Consider the following 17,198-nt stretch of genomic DNA (forward strand, 5'->3'; position numbering starts at 1 on the left):
CGGTCATCCACTTTTCGGTGGAAATGACCATATTTTCTGCTGTGGTCCGACTTGCTTCGCGACGTTACCCGAGCCGGGGGCGGACTCCGAGTACCGCCGTACCGACGCGCACATGTGTCGCTCCGGCCGCCACGGCTGCTTCGAGGTCCGCACTCATCCCTGCTGACACCATGTTCGCAGCAGGATGGTCCGCGCGCAGCAGGGATGACAATTCCAGCAGGCGCTCGAACGCGGCCTGTTGGCGATCCGCGTACGGCCCGGCGAGAGGCGCTACGGTCATCAGACCGTCCAGCCGCAGCCCCGGCGCCTCGGCCAGCGCGGTCGCCAACTCCTCGACTCCGTCCGGGGCTACGCCGCCGCGTTCACCGCGCGCACCCGAATCGGCGTCGAGCGCGACCTGGATCAGGGCACCGACCTCACGCTCCGCGCGCACCGCGGCGGCGGACAACGCCGAGACCAGCTTGAGCCGGTCGACGGACTGCACGACATCGGCGTAACCGACCACGGAACGGACTTTGTTGGTCTGCAACTGACCCACGAAGTGCCACGTCAGTGACAGATCCGCGCACGCGGCGGCTTTGGGCGCCGCGTCCTGGTCACGGTTCTCGGCGACGTGCCGCACCCCGAGTTCACTCAGCAGCCGGACGTCGCTCGCGGGGTAGGTCTTGGTGACCACGATCAGGGTCACTTCGTCCCGATTCCGACCGGCCGACGCACAGGCGGAGGCGATACGGGCCTCCACCTTGTGAAGATTTTCGGCGAGTTCGCTCGCGCGGTCCGTCATGACGCTCCCAGCCAGACATATCCGGCGAGCCGACCGGTGGTGCGGTCGCGGCGGTACGAGAAGTGGTCGGCGGACTCGACGGTGCAGATGTCCGAGCGGTGCCGGTCCCCGACCCCGAGTGCGGCGAGCTGCGCGTGCACCCCGGCGGTGACGTCGACGGCGGGGGTGCCCCAACTCGTCTCGGACCAGGACTCCGGTACGGATCGCGCGACTTCGGCCCGCATGGCTTCGGGGACCTCGTAACAGCGTCCGCAGACGGCGGGTCCGGTCCGGGCGGTGATACGGGCGGGATCGGCGCCCCGTGCGACCATCGCCTCGACGACGGCCGGGACGACTCCCGCGACCAGTCCGGGGCGTCCGGCGTGCGCGGCGGCGGCGACTCCCGCCATCGGGTCGGCCAGCAGGACCGGGACGCAGTCGGCGGTGAGTACGGCGAGGGCGAGGCCGCGGCGGGTGGTGACCACGGCGTCGACCGCCGGGATCTCGTCCGACTCACGGGATCCCCAGGGTCCTTCGACGACGGCGACGTCGCAGCCGTGCACCTGGTTCATCCAGACGACCCGCGCCGCGTCGAGCCCGAGGGACTCGGCGGCGGTGGTCCGGTTGGCGCGTACGGCGGCGGGGTCGTCACCGACCGCGCCGCCGAGATTGAGCTGCTCGTACGGAGCGGCGCTCACTCCGCCCCACCGGTCGGTGAAGGCGAAATGGGCGCCGCTCTCAGAGATCAAAGCGTCGTACTGTCCTATCACTTCAAGAAGTCCGGAACATCCAGCTCTTCGGCCTGGGGGTCCTGGTAGGGACGGGCCGGCGGGACGTGCGGCGGCGAAACCGGCGGCAGGTGCGTGTCGTTGACCGCCGGTACCGGCTCGGGTACGGGCACCTCGTCGCGCGAGGGGACCGTACCGAGTCCGCCCGCGGGGCGGCCCGAGTCGGACTCGGGGGCCGAGGCGCGGTACGACGGCTGGTCGTCCCGCTTGGCCGAGGTCAGTCCGGTCTCGCGCCGGGTCGGCGGCTGTCCGCCGTCGAAGCCGGCCGCGATCACGGTGACCCGTACCTCGTCACCGAGGGCGTCGTCGATGACGGCGCCGAAGATGATGTTCGCCTCGGGGTGCGCGGCCTCGCTCACCAGCTGCGCGGCCTCGTTGATCTCGAAGAGACCGAGGTCGGAGCCGCCGGAGATGGAGAGCAGCACGCCGCGCGCGCCGTCGATGGACGCTTCGAGGAGCGGCGAGGAGATCGCCATCTCCGCGGCGGCCACCGCGCGGTCGTCGCCGCGCGCCGAGCCGATTCCCATGAGGGCCGATCCGGCCTCGGACATCACGGACTTGACGTCGGCGAAGTCGAGGTTGATCAGACCGGGCGTGGTGATGAGGTCGGTGATGCCCTGGACACCCGAGAGCAGGACCTGGTCCGCGGACTTGAACGCGTCCAGGACGCTGACCTGACGGTCCGAGATGGACAGCAGGCGGTCGTTGGGGATGACGATGAGGGTGTCGACCTCTTCGCGGAGTTCGGCGATGCCGTCCTCCGCCTGGTTCGCGCGCCGCCGGCCCTCGAAGGTGAAGGGACGGGTGACGACGCCGATCGTGAGGGCGCCGAGCGAGCGGGCGATGTTGGCGACGACGGGGGCGCCGCCGGTGCCGGTTCCACCACCTTCGCCGGCGGTGACGAAGACCATGTCGGCCCCCTTGAGGACCTCCTCGATCTCCTCGCGGTGGTCCTCTGCCGCCTTGCGGCCGACTGCCGGGTTCGCTCCGGCGCCGAGGCCACGGGTGAGTTCGCGGCCGACGTCGAGTTTGACGTCGGCGTCGCTCATCAACAGGGCTTGTGCGTCGGTGTTGATCGCGATGAACTCGACGCCCTTGAGGCCGACCTCGATCATTCGGTTGATGGCATTGACACCACCGCCGCCGACACCGATGACCTTGATGACTGCGAGGTAGTTCTGCGGTGCTGCCACGTCGAAGGCCTCTCGCCTCGAGTTACGTGTCGCCGCTTCGCTGTTGTCGCGAGGCGACGACTGATGCCGATGGGACGGTCCGGACGCCGACCCGAACCCTAACCTTGAAGTTTAGGGTTACCAGAGTGTCTGCTTCTTGGACTCTTCCGAACAGGACACTAAGTCGACACGTGGCGCACGTTCAACGAACACGCCGAACCTCCCGTTTTTCTTTTCACCCTATGTGATCACGCACGGGACTGACCAACCAGGGTGCTGGTCAGCACATATACGCGTCAACTCCCCGATACGGAAGGGGCGGTGGGCGCACTCACATCGAAGTGCGCCGCCTTCGGAACTGCTTTCATGAGAGCGGTGAGAGCCCGCGCCTTCGCGGCGCCGTCCTCGCCGCTCCCCCACATCACCGTGCGCCCGCCGCTCAACTCCATCGAGATGGAGTCGTACGAACGGACCTTCACGACCTTGGTGTCCTCGGCGACTTCGGCCGGGAGTTCGTCCCGGACACGTACCGCTTCGGACATCAGACGGGCGGCTGTGAAGCGTCGCACACTCGGGGACTGATCCACCGTCAATTCCAGCAGCGGTACGCCCTTCGGGGCCTTCTCCACGGTGGCGAAACGCACGCCCCTCGCGTCCACTTCGATGAAGTTTGCGCCCTTTTCGATAAGCAGCGCGGGCTTTCGCTCAGTCACTTTCAGACCGATGCCGTTCGGCCATGACCGTGTCACATCCACCGAGTCGATACGCGGCAGCTTCTGTCGAAGTCGATGCTCAATCGCTTCCGTGTCGACGGAAATCAGCGGATCGGAGATCGGAACTGCCGCTACGGCTTCCACCTCGGCGGGCTTCAGCGCCTGAGTGCCCGAAGTCCGCACCTCCTCGACGCGCAGCCAGGGAGAACCGTAAAGCAGCCAGATTCCCCCGGCGCCGAGTGCGATCAACGAAGTGAGCAGAAGCAGAAAACGGCGTACGGGAAGCCGGAACCGACGGCCCGGGGGGCGGCCCGAACGGGCGCGGCCGGATTCCGACTCGGCACTTACCGCGCCTCGCTCGGCGGTCGTCGGTCCGGCCACTGACCCCTGCCTTCCTATGCCTGACGGCGCGCTGCGACCGCCTCGTACACCATGCCGACGAGCAGCTCGTCCGCGTCCCTGCGGCCGAACTCGGCGGCCGCGCGGGACATCTCGTACAGCCGGTGCGGATCGGACAGCACCGGCAGCACATGGCCCTGAACCCATTCGGGCGTCAGTTCGGCGTCGTCGACCAGCAGACCGCCGCCGGCCTTCACCACCGGCTGGGCGTTGAGCCGCTGTTCACCGTTGCCGACGGGCAGCGGTACGTAGGCGGCCGGGAGCCCGACGGCGGAGAGTTCGGCGACGGTCATCGCGCCGGCGCGGCAGAGCATCATGTCCGCCGCGGCGTAGGCGAGATCCATCCGGTCCACATACGGTACCGGGATATAGGGTGGCATTCCCGGCATGTTGTCCACGCGCGGCATTTCATTCTTCGGTCCGACCGCGTGCAGGATCTGGATCCCGGAGCGCTGGAGCAGCGGCGCGGCCTGCTGGACCACCTCATTGAGCCTGCGGGCGCCCTGCGAGCCGCCGGAGACCAGCAGCGTCGGCAGGTTGGGGTCGAGTCCGAAGGCGGCGCGCGCCTCGGGGCGCACCCGTGCCCGGTCGAGGGTGGCGATGGTGCGGCGCAGCGGGATGCCGATGTAGCGGGCGCCGCGCAGCTTGCTGTCCGGGGTGGAGACGGCGACGGCCGCCGCGTACCGCGAACCGATCTTGTTGGCGAGACCGGGACGGGCGTTGGCCTCGTGCACGACGATCGGCACCCCGAGCCGCTTGGCCGCGAGATAGCCGGGCAGCGCGACGTAGCCGCCGAAGCCGACGACGCAGTCCGCCTTCGTACGCTCCAGGATCTGCTCGGCCGCCTTGATGGTGCCGCGCAGCCGGCCGGGGACGGTGATCAGTTCAGGGGTGGGTTTGCGCGGCAGCGGGACGGCGGGGATGAGCGCCAGCTCGTACCCCCGCTCGGGTACCAGCCTGGTCTCGAGTCCGCGCTCCGTGCCCAGGGCCGTGATCCCCACGGTGGGGTCCTGCCTCCGCAGGGCGTCCGCGAGGGCGAGCGCGGGCTCGATGTGGCCGGCGGTCCCCCCACCGGCGAGTACGACATGCACCGAAATTCACCGCTCTCCGGACGGACGCTTCTTGACGCGCCGTCTCATCGTCTTCCATCTCACGCCGGGCCTTCGCATGGCCAGGGCCGCTTTCGCGGCGGGATCCTCTCGCGCGAACGCGATCAGCAGCCCGACAGCGAACATGGTCGGCAGCAGGGCTGAGCCTCCGTAGGAGAACAGCGGGAGCGGGACTCCGGCGATCGGCAGCAGGCCGAGCACCGCGCCGACGTTGACCACGGCCTGCGCCGTGATCCACGTGGTCACGCCTCCCGCCGCGTACCTCACGAAGGGGTCCTCCGTGCGTCCGGCCACGCGGATACCCGCATAGCCTAGAGCCGCGAACAGGGCGAGTACCGACAGCGTCCCCGCCAGACCCAGTTCCTCCCCGGTGATGGCGAAGATGAAGTCGGTGTGAGGTTCTGGGAGTTGACCCCATTTTTCCACACTCGCGCCGAGTCCGGAACCGAACCATCCGCCGGAGGCCAGCGCGTAGATGCCGTGCACGGCCTGCCAGCACTGGTCGCCCGGGCCGGGGTCCGTGGCGCCGATGCAGGCGAGCCTGGACATGCGGTTGGGGCTGGTCTTGATGAGGAAGACGCCGAGGGCGAGGGTGACGGCGAGCACACCGCCGAAGAGCCGGGTGGGCGCCCCCGCCAGCCACAGCAGTCCGAAGAGGATCGCGGCGAGGATGATCGCGGTGCCCATGTCGCCGCCGAGCATGATCAGACCGAGCAGCATGAAGGCGACCGGGACGAGCGGCACCAGCAGGTGTTTCCACTGGGTCAGCAGCCGCTTGTCCTGTTTGCGGGCGAGCAGATCGGCGCCCCACAGGATCAGCGCCAGCTTGCCGAACTCGCTGGGCTGGAGCTGGAAGGGACCGCCGAGGTAGATCCAGTTCTGGTTGCCGTTGACCGCGTGCCCTATCCCCGGGACCTGCACGAGGACCATCAGGAAGACGGCGCCGACGAGCAGCGGGTAGGACAGCGCGCGGTGCAGTTTGCCGGGCATCCGGGAGGCGATCAGCATGAGTCCGGCGCCGATGACCGCGGCCAGGAACTGTTTGCGGAAGAAATACGAGCCGGGCAGGGAGAGCTCAAGCGCCTTGATCATCGAGGCGCTGTAGACCATCACCAGACCGAGCGCGGTGAGCAGCAGCCCGGCGCCGAAGATCAGGTAATACGCCGTGAGGGGACGGTCCCAGGCGCGGCGGGCCCGCTCGTACATCCGCCGTACGCGATTGCCCCCGGGCGGGCGCGGCAGCCCGGCGCCGGAGCCGCCACGGGCGGCGGGAGGGCGTCGTACGGCCGCTCCGGGGGCCCGGCCACGCAGGGCGAGGCCGGCCAGCCGTGGCGACCGCGCGGGCCCCGTGACGACGCCCGCGGCCCCTCCCGGCAGGGCGAGGAGCGGCGGGGCGAAGGACGGTGCGGTGAACGACGGTGCGGCGGCGCGCAGCCGTCCGCGCACCGAAGGACGGGCGGGAGGCGGGGCATTGCCCGCGGTGTCGTCGGCCGGCATCTTCGCTGTCCCCTCCAGTCGTGCGCGCACGACCGGCCGGTGGAGGCTGTCGCGGCCCGCGCTCGCGGGGCTGTCGGCCGATCGGTCAGGCGTGCTCGGCGGCGAGTGCGCGGACGGCGTCCGCGAACGCCTCGCCCCGCTTGTTGTAGTTGACGAACATGTCCATCGAGGCACAGGCCGGGGCCATCAGGACGGTGTCCCCGGACTCCGCGAGGCGCGCCGCCGCACGGACCGCCGCCGACATCGCACCAGTGTCCGTCTGTTCGAGGTCCACGACCGGGACTTCGGGGGCGTGTCGCGTGAGGGCTTCGCGGATCAGCGCCCGGTCGCGGCCGATGAGGACCACGCCGCGCAGCCGCTTCGCGGACTTCTCGACCAGCTCGTCGAAGGACGCGCCCTTGGCGAGGCCGCCGGCAATCCAGACGATCGGGTCGTAGGCCGCCAGGGAGGCCTCGGCGGCGTGGGTGTTGGTGGCCTTGGAGTCGTCGATGTAGCTGACGTCCGCGACGTCAGCGACGTGTTCGATGCGGTGCGGGTCGGGGCGGAAGGCGCGCAGTCCGTCGCGTACGGCGGCGGGTGAGACACCGTAGGCGCGGGCGAGGGCCGCCGCCGCGAGGGCGTTGGCGATGTTGTGCGGGGCCGGCGGGTGGACGTCCGCGACCTCGGCCAGTTCCTGGGCCTGCTCGCTCCGGTTCTCGACGAAGGCGCGGTCGACCAGGAGGCCTTCCACGACGCCGAGTTGGGAGGGACCAGGGGTGCCGAGGGTGAAGCCGATGGCGCGGCAGCCCTCCTCGACGTCGGCCTCGCGCACCAGGTCCTCGGTCACCTTGTCGGCGACGTTGTAGACGCAGGCGACGGTGTTGCCCTCGTAGACACGGCCCTTGGCGGCGGTGTAAGCCTCCATGGAGCCGTGCCAGTCGAGGTGGTCGGGCGCGATGTTGAGGACGGCGGCGGAGTGCGCGCGCAGGCTCGGTGCCCAGTGCAACTGGTAGCTGGAGAGTTCGACGGCGAGGACGTCGTACTTCTCCCGGCCGTTGTCGTCGGGCAGCACCGCGTCGAGCAGCGAGACGCCGATGTTGCCGACGGCCTCGGTGCGCAGGCCGGCCGCCCGGAGGATCGCGGCGAGCATCCGGACGGTCGTGGTCTTGCCGTTGGTGCCGGTGACGGCCAGCCAGGGCGCGGCGTCGGGTCCCCTGAGCTGCCAGGCGAGTTCGACGTCTCCCCAGACCGGTACGCCGGCTTCGGCGGCGGCGAGGAAGAGGGGCTTGTCGGGCTGCCAGCCGGGGGCGGTGACGACGAGTTCGGTTCCCTCGGGGAGGGTCGCGCCGTCGCCGAGCCGTACGGTGACGCCCGTCCCGGCCAGTTCGGCGGCCTGGGTACGGGCGCGCTCGTCGTCGCCGTCGTTGACGACCGTGACCTCTGCGCCCAAATCCCGCAGGGTGCGGGCCGCCGGGATCCCGGAGACCCCGAGACCGGCGACGGTGACCCGCTTGCCCTGCCACCGGGCGTGGAGCCCGGCCGCCGCGTCGTCCGGCTGACGGCTCGTCACTTGTCGGCCGCCCAGCCCGCGTAGAAGAGTCCGAGTCCGACGATCACGCACATGCCCTGGATGATCCAGAAGCGGACCACGACAAGGACTTCGGACCACCCCTTCAGTTCGAAGTGGTGCTGGAGCGGGGCCATCCGGAAGACGCGCTTGCCGGTCAGCCGGAACGAACCGACCTGGATCACCACGGACATGGTGATGAGGGCGAAGAGGCCGCCGAGCAGGGCGATCAGGAGTTCGGTACGGGAGCAGATGGCGAGGCCCGCGAGGGCGCCGCCGAGAGCGAGCGAGCCGGTGTCGCCCATGAAGATCTTGGCGGGTGAGGTGTTCCACCACAGGAAGCCGAAGCAGGAGCCCATGAGGGCGGAGGCGACGACGGCGAGGTCGAGCGGATCTCGTACCTCGAAGCAGGCGTCGGGGTTGGTGAGCGTCAGCGCGTTGGCGCAGGACTCCTGGAACTGCCAGAGGCCGATGAACGTGTAGGCGCCGAAGACCATCACCGAGGCGCCGGTGGCCAGGCCGTCCAGACCGTCCGTCAGATTCACGCCGTTGGACATCGCGAGAATCATGAACAGCGCCCAGACCACGAACAGCACCGGTCCGATGGACCAGCCGAAGTCCGTGACGAAGGACAGCCTGGTGGAGGCGGGGGTGTTGCCGCGGAGGTCGGCGAACTGGAGCGAGAGCACCGCGAAGGCGATGCCGACGGTCAGCTGTCCGGCCATCTTCGCCTTGGCCCGCAGGCCCAGCGAACGCTGCTTGACGATCTTGATGTAGTCGTCGAGGAAACCGACCAGGCCCATTCCCGCCATCAGGAAGAGGACCAGCACACCGGAGAAGGTCGGAGGGGCACCGGTGATCAGCTTCGCCAGGGCGTAGGCGATCAGCGTGGCCAGGATGAAGGCGATACCACCCATGGTGGGTGTGCCCTGCTTGCTGCCGTGGCTGCGCGGGCCGTCGTCCCGGATGAACTGGCCGTAACCCTTGCGTGCCAGCAGCTTGATCAGCAGTGGCGTGCCGATCAGGGTCAGGAAGAGCCCGATGGCTCCCGCGAAGAGGATCTGCCTCATCGGCCGGAGACCTCGCCCTCGACTGCGTTCTCGAGCAGTGCCTGGGCGACCCGCTCCAGTCCGGCCGACCTCGAAGCCTTCACCAGCACGACGTCTCCCGAACGCAGTTCACTGCGCAACAGATCGACCGCCGCCTGCGCGTCGGACACGTGCACCGACTCCTCACCCCACGAACCCTCGTTGTAGGCGCCCAGTTGCAGCCAGGACGCTTCCCTGCCCCCGACTGCGACGAGCTTGCTGACGTTGAGCCGGACGGCGAGCCGTCCGACCGCGTCGTGCTCGGCGAGCGCCTCGTCACCGAGTTCGGCCATCGGGCCGAGCACCGCCCACGTGCGTCCACCGGTTTCCCTGGCGGCACCGCCCATGGCGACCAGCGCGCGGAGCGCTGCCCTCATGGAGTCGGGGTTCGCGTTGTAGGCGTCGTTGACGATCGTCACGCCGTCCGCGCGCTCGGTGACCTCCATACGCCAGCGGGAGAGGGTCTCCGCCTCGGAGAGCGCCAGGGCGATCTCGTCGACGGACATGCCCAACTCATGGGCGACGGCGGTCGCGGCGAGCGCGTTCGACACGTGATGCTCACCGTACAGCCGCAGCGTCAGGTCGCTGCACCCGGTGGGTGTTCGAAGGCGGAAGGAGGGTCTGCCGAGTCCGTCGATGTGCACGTTCTCTGCCCGTACGTCTGCTTCGTCGGACTCTCCGAACAGCACGACGCGCGCCTTGGTGCGGGATGCCATGGCGCGTACGAGAGGGTCGTCGGCGTTCAGGACGGCGATGCCGCCGTCCTCGGCGGACGGCAGGGACTCGACCATCTCGCCCTTTGCCCGGGCGATCTGCTCGCGTCCGCCGAACTCGCCGATGTGGGCGGTGCCGACGTTCAGCACGAGGCCGATCCTCGGTGGGACGAGGCCGGTGAGATAGCGGATGTCACCGATGTAGCGCGCGCCCATCTCCAGGACGAGGAAGCGGGTGTCCTCGGCGGCGCGCAGGGCGGTGAGCGGGAGTCCGATCTCGTTGTTGAGGTTTCCGTCGGGCCAGACGGTGGGGGCCTTGCGGCGCAGGAGTTGGGCGATGAGGTCCTTGGTGCTGGTCTTGCCCGACGATCCGGTGAGCGCGACGGTCGTGGCGCCGGTGCGCTCCACGACGGCGCGTGCGAGGGCGCCGAGGGCCTGCACGACGTCCTCGACGACGATGGCGGGGACTCCGACGGGCCGGACGGCCAGCACGGCGGTGGCGCCCGCCTCGACGGCGCGGCGGGCGTAGTCGTGGCCGTCGACGTTCTCGCCGGCGAAGGCGACGAAGAGGCTGCCGTCCGCGACCTGGCGGGAGTCGATGACGACGGGGCCGGTGACGTGGGCGTCCGGATCCGGTATGTCGTACGACTGCCCGCCGACGATGGTGGCGATCTCGGCGAGGGAGAGGGTGATCACGTGGACCGTCCGGCGAATGGAGGGCGGGTGATGGATGGGGACGCGTGCGCGGTGGGGGTCCGCTCGGGCGGCGGAGCAGAGGGCGGACAGTGGCCCGGACGGCGCGGGTCGCGGGCGGACGGTGGGGTGCGGGGCCGCGGGACGACGGGCCGAGGGGAGGGCGTCACCGCGGCGACCGGGCGACGGCGTCCGGCACCCGGCGCCGCCGTCCGGTCGCCGGACGGTCCCCTCATTCCCGACCGGTGCTCTCGGTCTCGTGGCGGCGGGAGCGTTCGATGGCCTCGCGCAGCACCTGACGGTCGTCGAAGGCGCGTACCACCCCGGCGATGTCCTGGCCCTGCTCGTGGCCCTTGCCGGCGATGAGGACGGTGTCGTCCTCGCCCGCCCTCGACACCACGGACGCGATGGCCGCCGCGCGGTCGGCGATGACCAGGACGTCGCCGCGCTCGTGGATCGGCACCTCGGCGGCGCCCGCGAGCATCGCGGCGAGGATCGCGAGCGGGTCCTCGGAGCGCGGGTTGTCCGAGGTCAGTACGGCGGTGTCGGCGAGCCGCGCCGCCGCCGCGCCCATCGAGGGGCGCTTGGACCGGTCGCGGTCGCCGCCGCAGCCCAGGACGATGTGCACCTTGCCCCGGGTGACCTTGCGCAGGGAGCGCAGCACCGACTCGACGGCGTCCGTCTTGTGGGCGTAGTCGACGACGGCGAGGTACGGCTGGCCGGCGTCGACCCGCTCCAGCCGGCCGGGGACGCCGGGGACGGCCGCGACGCCGTCGGCGGCGATCTGCGGATCGATTCCGGCCACGGCGAGGGTGACGACGGCGGCGAGGGTGTTGGCGACGTTGAACGGGCCGGGCAGCGGGGCCCGGGCGCGGATCCGCTCGCCCTTGGGGCTGACGACGGTGAAGACGCTGCCGTGCCAGCCGACCTCGACGTCCTCGGCGCGCCAGTCGGCGTCGGGGTGACCCTCGGCGGAGAAGGTCGTGATGGGTACGCCCGCCTCGTGGACGAGCCGACGGCCGTACTCGTCGTCGAAGTTCACCACGCCGACGCGGCTGCGCTCGGGGGTGAACAGGCGCGCCTTGGCCTGGAAGTAGTCCTCCATGCCGGAGTGGAACTCCATGTGCTCCGGGCTGAGGTTGTTGAAGACGGCGATGTCGAAAACACAGCCGTCGACCCGGCCGAGGACCAGGGCGTGGCTGGAAACCTCCATCGCGACGGAGTCCACGCCGCGCTCGCGCATGACGGCGAGGAGCGCCTGGAGGTCGGTGGCCTCGGGGGTGGTGCGCTCGGATTTGATGCGCTCGTCGCCGATGCGCATCTCGACGGTGCCGATGAGCCCGGTGTGGTGTCCGGCGCCGCGCAGTCCGCCCTCGACGAGATACGCCGTGGTGGTCTTGCCGGAGGTGCCGGTGATGCCGATCTGGAGGAGGTCGGCGCCGGGGTGGCCGTAGATCTCGGCGGCCAGTTCACCCATGCTGCCCCGTGGGTCGGGGGTCACCAGCACCGGCAGGCCGGTGGCGGCGGCGCGCTCGGCGCCCGCCGGGTCGGTCAGGATCGCCGCCGCGCCGAGGTCGGCCGCCTGCGCGGCGAAGTCGGCGCCGTGGAAGCGGGCACCGGGCAGGGCGGCGTACACGTCCCCGACGCGTACCGCTCGCGAGTCGTGGGTGATGCCGGTCGCCGCTCCGTCGGCCGGGGGCTCGGCTCCCAGCCGGGCGGCCAGGTCCACGAGCGAGGTCGGCCGGACCTGATCGGGGCGGGGCGCTCCGGGGTGGTTCACGGGCGCGTCCTTTGTGGTGGTTCGGTACTGATCTGCGTGGGGCACGGCGGTGAGCGTACCGGGCTCACCGGGCCGCGGGCCAAGTGAGGGGCGCCCGGTGCCGGGGCCGTCTGATGGGGGGACGGACGGGTCGTCGTGGTTCCCCGAGTCGGGGGTGATCGTTGTCACTGGGTGGTTCCCTGGGTCACTCGCCGGGATTGAACTCGACCGGCAGGGGGGCTGCCGTCTTGCCGGTCGGTGGGACCTGGAGGCTCTTGAGAGCGAACTCCATGACCTCCTTGTAGATGGGGCCGCAGATCTGGCCGCCGAAGTAGCTGCCCTCGGTGGGGTTCTGGATGGCGCAGTAGACGGTGATCTGCGGGTCGTCGGCGGGCGCGAAGCCCGCGAAGGACGCGGTGTAGCCCTTGTAGCGCCCGGTCTCGGGATCGACGCGGTTGGCCGTTCCCGTCTTGCCCGCGACGCGGTAGCCGGGGATCCGGGCCTTGGTGCCGGTGCCCGCCTCGTCACCGACGACGGATTCGAGCATGGTGGCCAGTGTCTTGGCGGTCTTCTCGCTGACGACGCGGGTCTTCTTGGGGGCGGTCGCGGGCGTGAAGGGGCCGTCCGGGCCCTGTGTGCCGCGGACCAGGGTGGGCTCGATCCGTACGCCTCCGTTGGCGATGGTCGAGTAGACCGAGGCCGCCTGCATGGCGTTGATCGACAGTCCCTGGCCGAAGGGGATCGTGTACTGCTGGGAGGTGGACCAGTCCTTCGGCGCGGCGAGGATGCCCTGGGTCTCGCCGGGGTAGCCGAGGCCGGTGGGGCTGCCGATGCCGAATTTACGCAGGTAGGAGTGGAGAACCTGGTTGGCCTCCGGCTGCGTCCTGCCGAGCTGGCCGGTCGCCAGGATGGTGCCGATGTTGCTGGACTTGGCGAGGACCCCGTTGAGCGTGAGGAACCAGGTGGGGTGGTCGATGTCGTCCTTGAAGAGGCGGTCGCCGCGGTGGAGCCGGTTGGGCACGGTGACATGGGTGCCGGGGACGGCGGCCTTCTCCTCCAGCACGGCGGCCATGGACATGACCTTGCTGGTGGAGCCGGGTTCGAAGGCGTCCTGGAGCGCTGCGTTGCCCATGGCGGTGCCGTCGGCCTGTGACAGGTCGTTGGGGTCGAAGCCGGGGGCGTTGGCCATGGCGAGCACCTCGCCGGTCCGGGTGTTCTGCACGATCACGTAACCGCGGTCGGCCTCGGACTTCGTGACCTGCTCGGAGATGGCCCGCTGGGCGGCCCACTGGATGTCCCGGTCGATGGTCAGCTCGATGTCCGTGCCCGGGACGGCGGGGGTCTCCTGGGAGCCCGCCGTGGGTACGCGCCGGCCGCCGGAGTGGGCGTAGGTGATCTCGCCGTCCTGGCCGGAGAGCTTCTTGTCGAGCATGGACTCCACGCCGCCGCCTCCGTGGCCGTCGGCGTTGACGTATCCCAGTATCCCGGCGGCGAGGTTCCCGTTGGGGTACACGCGCTTGCTGCTGGGCTCCTGGAAGACTCCGGCGAGGACGCTGGCCGGTGCGTCGGCGCCCTTGGCGGTGCGCGCCTTCTCGGCCTTCTCGGCGAGGACGGACTTGAGGTCGCTGATCTGGTTCCAGACCTGGGGGGTCTGACGGTGGGCGAGCACCGCGAAGCGGGACCTGGGGGCCGAGAGCTGCTTCTCCAGCGTCTCGGGCTCCTTGTCGAGGATCGGCGCGAGGAGCGCGGCGGCCTGCTCGGGGGCGTTGTCGACCCTGCTGTCCTCGGGGGTGAACATCTTGGGGTCGGCCGTGATGTCGTGCGCGTCGACACTGCTGGCGAGGGCCACACCGGCGCGGTCGGTGATCTCGCCGCGCTCGGCGGCCAGGGTGACGCTGGTGAAGCGGTTCTTCTCCGCCTTGGCCGTGTACGCGCTGGCGTCGACCGCCTGGACCTGGAGCAGCCGGACGACGAAGACCAGCATCACGACGGTCAGTCCGAGGCTGACCAGACGGAGCCGGGGGCGGTGGCTGCCGAGCCGGATACGGCGCGAGGTACGGGTGCCGGGTCGCGCACGGCCCTGCGCGGGGCGTCGCGGGCGCCCCGAGGGGCGGGGCGCGGGGCGCTGCGGCGCACGTGATTCGGGCCGGGGGCGGTCGCCGCTCCCGGAGCGCGCGGGGCCGGGGACCCGGCGGCGCGGTGGTTGCTCGGGGGGCACTGAGTCACCTGCCGGAAGTCGTCGGGGTGGGTGTGCCGGACGTCGGTCCGGGCGTGGGCGGGAAGGCGGGCGCGCCGCGGGAGTCCGTCGAGGCCGACGGGACGAACGGGGCGGGCGGGCCGGTCGAGGGGACGGCGGTCGGGGCCGTGAACCCTTCCGAGGAGGGGGACGCCGGGCTGTCCGTGACCGACGCCGACGGGGTCACGGAGGGTGCGAGCGAGGCGGGCAGGGTGGGCGCGGCGGGCGGGAGGGCGTCCATGGCGGACGGTCCGGCGTACGGGAGCGCGCCGGCCTCGGAGGGAACGCCGCTGACCCTGCCGTCCGGGTCGAGGAAGGCGGGGCTGCCACCGGGCACCATGCCGAGCTCGCGCGCGCGGCGCTGAAGCGCGTCGGGCGCGGAGAGGTTGTCCACGTCCCGCTGGAGCGCCTGCTGCTCGTCGGTCAGGTCGGTGGTCCGCTTCTTGAACTCGCTCAGCTGGAACGACCCCACGTTGAGTGAGGAGTTCAGCAGGAGCAGGGTGATCAGCCCTCCGCCGAGGAGGAGAACGACCAGCAGGACGAAGGGCGTACGCGCCGCGGTGCTCGGCCCGGTCGTCGGCATCAGCCGGGCGAGCCGCGCGGCGCGCCCCCTCAGCTTCCTGGCCGGTCCCCTCACCGCACGTCCTCCCGGATCCGCTCGGCGCCGCGCAGCCGGGCGGGGGCGGCCCGGCGGTTCTCGGCGACCTCTTCCTCGGTGGGCAGTTCGGCGCCGCGCGTCAGCAGTTTGAGCCTCGGCTGGTAGCGCTCGGGCACGACGGGCAGGCCGGGGGGCGCCGTGTTGGCGGCGCCGGCCGCGAAGACCTGCTTGACCAGGCGGTCTTCGAGGGAGTGGTAGGCGAGTACGGCGATCCGGCCGCCGACCGCGAGGGACGCGACCGCGGCCGGGACGGCGGCTTCCACGGAGGCCAGTTCGCCGTTGACCTCGATACGCAGGGCCTGGAAGGTGCGCTTGGCGGGGTTGCCACCGGTGCGTTTGGCGGCCTGCGGCAGGGCGTCGCGGATGAGTTCGACCAGGCGGGCGCTGTCGGTGAAGGGCTCGACGGCGCGTTCCCTGACGATCGCGGACACGATGCGCTTGGCCTGCTTCTCCTCGCCGTACGCCCGCAGGATCCGCACCAGTTCGCCCGGCGGGTAGGTGTTCAGGACCTCGGCCGCGCTCATGCCGGCCGACTGGTCCATGCGCATGTCGAGCGGGGCGTCCTGGGCGTACGCGAACCCCCGCTCCGCCTCGTCGAGTTGCATGGACGAGACACCCAGGTCGAAGAGCACGCCCTGGACCTTCGGGATGCCCAGCCGGTCGAGCACGTCGGGCAGTTCGTCGTAGACGGCGTGCACGAGGGTGGCTCGGTCGCCGTACGGGGCGAGGCGCTCGCCGGAGAGCCGCAGCGCCTCCTTGTCCCGGTCGAGCGCGACCAGCCGCGCGGCGGGGAAGGTGCTGAGCAGTGCCTCGCTGTGGCCGCCGAGTCCGAGGGTGCAGTCGACGACGACGGCGCCGGGTTCGGCGAGGGCGGGGGCGAGCAGGCCGAGACACCGGTCGAGCATCACCGGAACGTGCCGGGTGCCGGTCATTCGCGGGCCTCGCGGGGCCTGGTTCGCTGGCTGCGCTCGCTCATGCGCCCTCTCAGGTCCGGCGTGGAAGTACGTACCGCCGAGCGTGAGGAGGCCGAGCCGCACGTACGCCGCACACGCGGGGGGAATTCGGGGAGTGTTCCGGTAAGTGTTCGGGATGTCCGTGAACTTCGCGTCACTTTAGTCCACAGGCACCCTCGGTCAATCAACCGGTCAGCGCGTCGCCCGTCCCGCTGTGGAGGGACCGGTGGCGCCGATCGGGCGAAGATCGAGTGGGGTCCCGACGGGATGGCGACACGATCACGCGCAAGCGAAAACGGTGCGCGTCACCCGTTCGCCGCGTCGGGGTCGACCCGTGTGGCTTACCTCACACCGGGTGTCGTTGACGATGTTTGTCCGGTCGCACAGCGGGCTTCCGACGCGGGTGAGCATTACCGTCTATAGGTATGTCGACATCCGCGCACCTCCCCGCCGAGTCCGCCCAGGCATCCGCCGGTACGGCCCGAACCGACGGAACGGTCACCGATCGACTCGTGGACGCCAACCGGCGCTACGCGAAAGACTTCGACGACCCGGGGATGGACGCCCGCCCGGTACTCCGCGTCGCCGTGGTCGCCTGCATGGACGCCCGCCTCGACCTGCACGACGCGCTGGGCCTGGAGCTCGGCGACTGTCATACGATCCGCAACGCGGGCGGTGTCGTCACCGACGACGTCATTCGCTCACTCACCATCAGCCAGCGGGCGCTCCAGACCCGCAGCGTCGTACTGATCCATCACACCGGCTGCGGTCTGGAGGCCATCACCGAGGACTTCAGGCACGAACTGGAAATGGAGGTCGGACAGCGTCCGGCCTGGGCCGTGGAGTCCTTCAGGGACGTGGACCAGGACGTACGGCAGTCGATGCAGCGGGTGCGGACCTCACCGTTCCTCCTGCACACCGACGACGTACGCGGTTTCGTCTTCGACGTGTCGACGGGCCTTTTGCGGGAAATCGACTCGGCGAACTGACCGCGTCGCCCGCACCAGAAACACGGCAACTCCGGCAATTCACACCCACTTATCCACAGGCGAGTGACACGAAGCGGTAACGGCTACAAGAATGCGTGAATGACAGCGGCGCCCCGGAACCT

14 protein-coding genes are annotated in these 17,198 nt (G+C 70.5%); 1 reads left to right on the forward strand and 13 read right to left on the reverse strand.

Annotated features, from left to right (window positions below):
- Positions 1-64: 64 nt before the first annotated feature.
- The 13 genes from ACFWHU_RS06175 to rsmH form a co-directional block, all read right to left on the reverse strand.
- Positions 65-784, reverse strand: coding sequence for a YggS family pyridoxal phosphate-dependent enzyme (locus tag ACFWHU_RS06175; RefSeq protein WP_387224131.1), 720 nt, complete (start codon positions 782-784; stop codon positions 65-67).
- Positions 781-1,533: a peptidoglycan editing factor PgeF gene (gene pgeF / locus ACFWHU_RS06180; protein WP_387224132.1), complete on the reverse strand. Its 753-nt coding sequence runs from the start codon at positions 1,531-1,533 to the stop codon at positions 781-783. Before pgeF ends, ACFWHU_RS06175 begins: the two co-directional genes overlap by 4 nt.
- Positions 1,530-2,744: a cell division protein FtsZ gene (ftsZ, locus tag ACFWHU_RS06185; protein WP_385804585.1), complete on the reverse strand. Its 1,215-nt coding sequence runs from the start codon at positions 2,742-2,744 to the stop codon at positions 1,530-1,532. Before ftsZ ends, pgeF begins: the two co-directional genes overlap by 4 nt.
- Positions 2,745-3,019: 275 nt before the next feature.
- Positions 3,020-3,817 (reverse strand): cell division protein FtsQ/DivIB, encoded by a 798-nt coding sequence (locus ACFWHU_RS06190; protein ID WP_387224133.1) that lies wholly within the window; start codon positions 3,815-3,817, stop codon positions 3,020-3,022.
- Positions 3,818-3,831: 14 nt separating this feature from the next.
- Complete coding sequence (gene murG / locus ACFWHU_RS06195) at positions 3,832-4,926, reverse strand: undecaprenyldiphospho-muramoylpentapeptide beta-N-acetylglucosaminyltransferase (protein ID WP_078077789.1); 1,095 nt, start codon at positions 4,924-4,926, stop codon at positions 3,832-3,834.
- Positions 4,927-4,932: 6 nt separating this feature from the next.
- On the reverse strand, positions 4,933-6,441 hold the full coding sequence (ftsW, locus tag ACFWHU_RS06200; protein WP_387224458.1) for a putative lipid II flippase FtsW: 1,509 nt from the start codon (positions 6,439-6,441) through the stop codon (positions 4,933-4,935).
- A gap of 85 nt (positions 6,442-6,526) precedes the next feature.
- Complete coding sequence (murD, locus tag ACFWHU_RS06205; protein WP_385804581.1) at positions 6,527-7,990, reverse strand: UDP-N-acetylmuramoyl-L-alanine--D-glutamate ligase; 1,464 nt, start codon at positions 7,988-7,990, stop codon at positions 6,527-6,529.
- Positions 7,987-9,057: a phospho-N-acetylmuramoyl-pentapeptide-transferase gene (gene mraY, locus ACFWHU_RS06210; RefSeq protein WP_385804579.1), complete on the reverse strand. Its 1,071-nt coding sequence runs from the start codon at positions 9,055-9,057 to the stop codon at positions 7,987-7,989. Before mraY ends, murD begins: the two co-directional genes overlap by 4 nt.
- Positions 9,054-10,484, reverse strand: a complete 1,431-nt coding sequence (gene murF, locus ACFWHU_RS06215; protein WP_385804577.1) for a UDP-N-acetylmuramoyl-tripeptide--D-alanyl-D-alanine ligase — start codon at positions 10,482-10,484, stop codon at positions 9,054-9,056. The genes mraY and murF overlap by 4 nt, the downstream gene beginning before the upstream one ends.
- Positions 10,485-10,713: 229 nt before the next feature.
- Entirely contained in the window at positions 10,714-12,429 is a 1,716-nt protein-coding gene (locus tag ACFWHU_RS06220; protein WP_385804575.1) for a UDP-N-acetylmuramoyl-L-alanyl-D-glutamate--2,6-diaminopimelate ligase, read from the reverse strand.
- A 16-nt stretch (positions 12,430-12,445) separates the two neighbouring features.
- Positions 12,446-14,458 (reverse strand): peptidoglycan D,D-transpeptidase FtsI family protein, encoded by a 2,013-nt coding sequence (locus ACFWHU_RS06225; RefSeq protein ID WP_387224134.1) that lies wholly within the window; start codon positions 14,456-14,458, stop codon positions 12,446-12,448.
- Positions 14,459-14,462: 4 nt separating this feature from the next.
- The gene (locus ACFWHU_RS06230; RefSeq protein WP_387224135.1) at positions 14,463-15,113 is read right to left on the reverse strand and encodes a septum formation initiator family protein; all 651 of its coding nucleotides are present in this window, start codon (positions 15,111-15,113) and stop codon (positions 14,463-14,465) included.
- Positions 15,110-16,066 (reverse strand): 16S rRNA (cytosine(1402)-N(4))-methyltransferase RsmH, encoded by a 957-nt coding sequence (gene rsmH, locus ACFWHU_RS06235; RefSeq protein WP_385804569.1) that lies wholly within the window; start codon positions 16,064-16,066, stop codon positions 15,110-15,112. The genes ACFWHU_RS06230 and rsmH overlap by 4 nt, the downstream gene beginning before the upstream one ends.
- A 446-nt stretch (positions 16,067-16,512) precedes the next feature.
- Between rsmH and ACFWHU_RS06240 the strand changes: the two genes are divergently transcribed.
- Positions 16,513-17,076: a beta-class carbonic anhydrase gene (locus ACFWHU_RS06240; protein WP_385804567.1), complete on the forward strand. Its 564-nt coding sequence runs from the start codon at positions 16,513-16,515 to the stop codon at positions 17,074-17,076.
- Positions 17,077-17,198 lie beyond the last annotated feature (122 nt).

Source organism: Streptomyces sp. NPDC060366 (assembly GCF_042725135.1).
Lineage (GTDB): Bacteria > Actinomycetota > Actinomycetes > Streptomycetales > Streptomycetaceae > Streptomyces.

Bases quoted from the DNA above. Each gene is read 5' to 3' on its own strand.
- ACFWHU_RS06175 (WP_387224131.1), bottom strand. From the start codon at position 784: ATGACGGACCGCGCGAGCGAACTCGCCGAAAATCTTCACAAGGTGGAG.
- ftsW (WP_387224458.1), bottom strand. From the start codon at position 6,441: ATGCCGGCCGACGACACCGCGGGCAATGCCCCGCCTCCCGCCCGTCCT.
- mraY (WP_385804579.1), bottom strand. From the start codon at position 9,057: ATGAGGCAGATCCTCTTCGCGGGAGCCATCGGGCTCTTCCTGACCCTG.
- rsmH (WP_385804569.1), bottom strand. From the start codon at position 16,066: ATGACCGGCACCCGGCACGTTCCGGTGATGCTCGACCGGTGTCTCGGC.
- ACFWHU_RS06240 (WP_385804567.1), top strand. From the start codon at position 16,513: ATGTCGACATCCGCGCACCTCCCCGCCGAGTCCGCCCAGGCATCCGCC.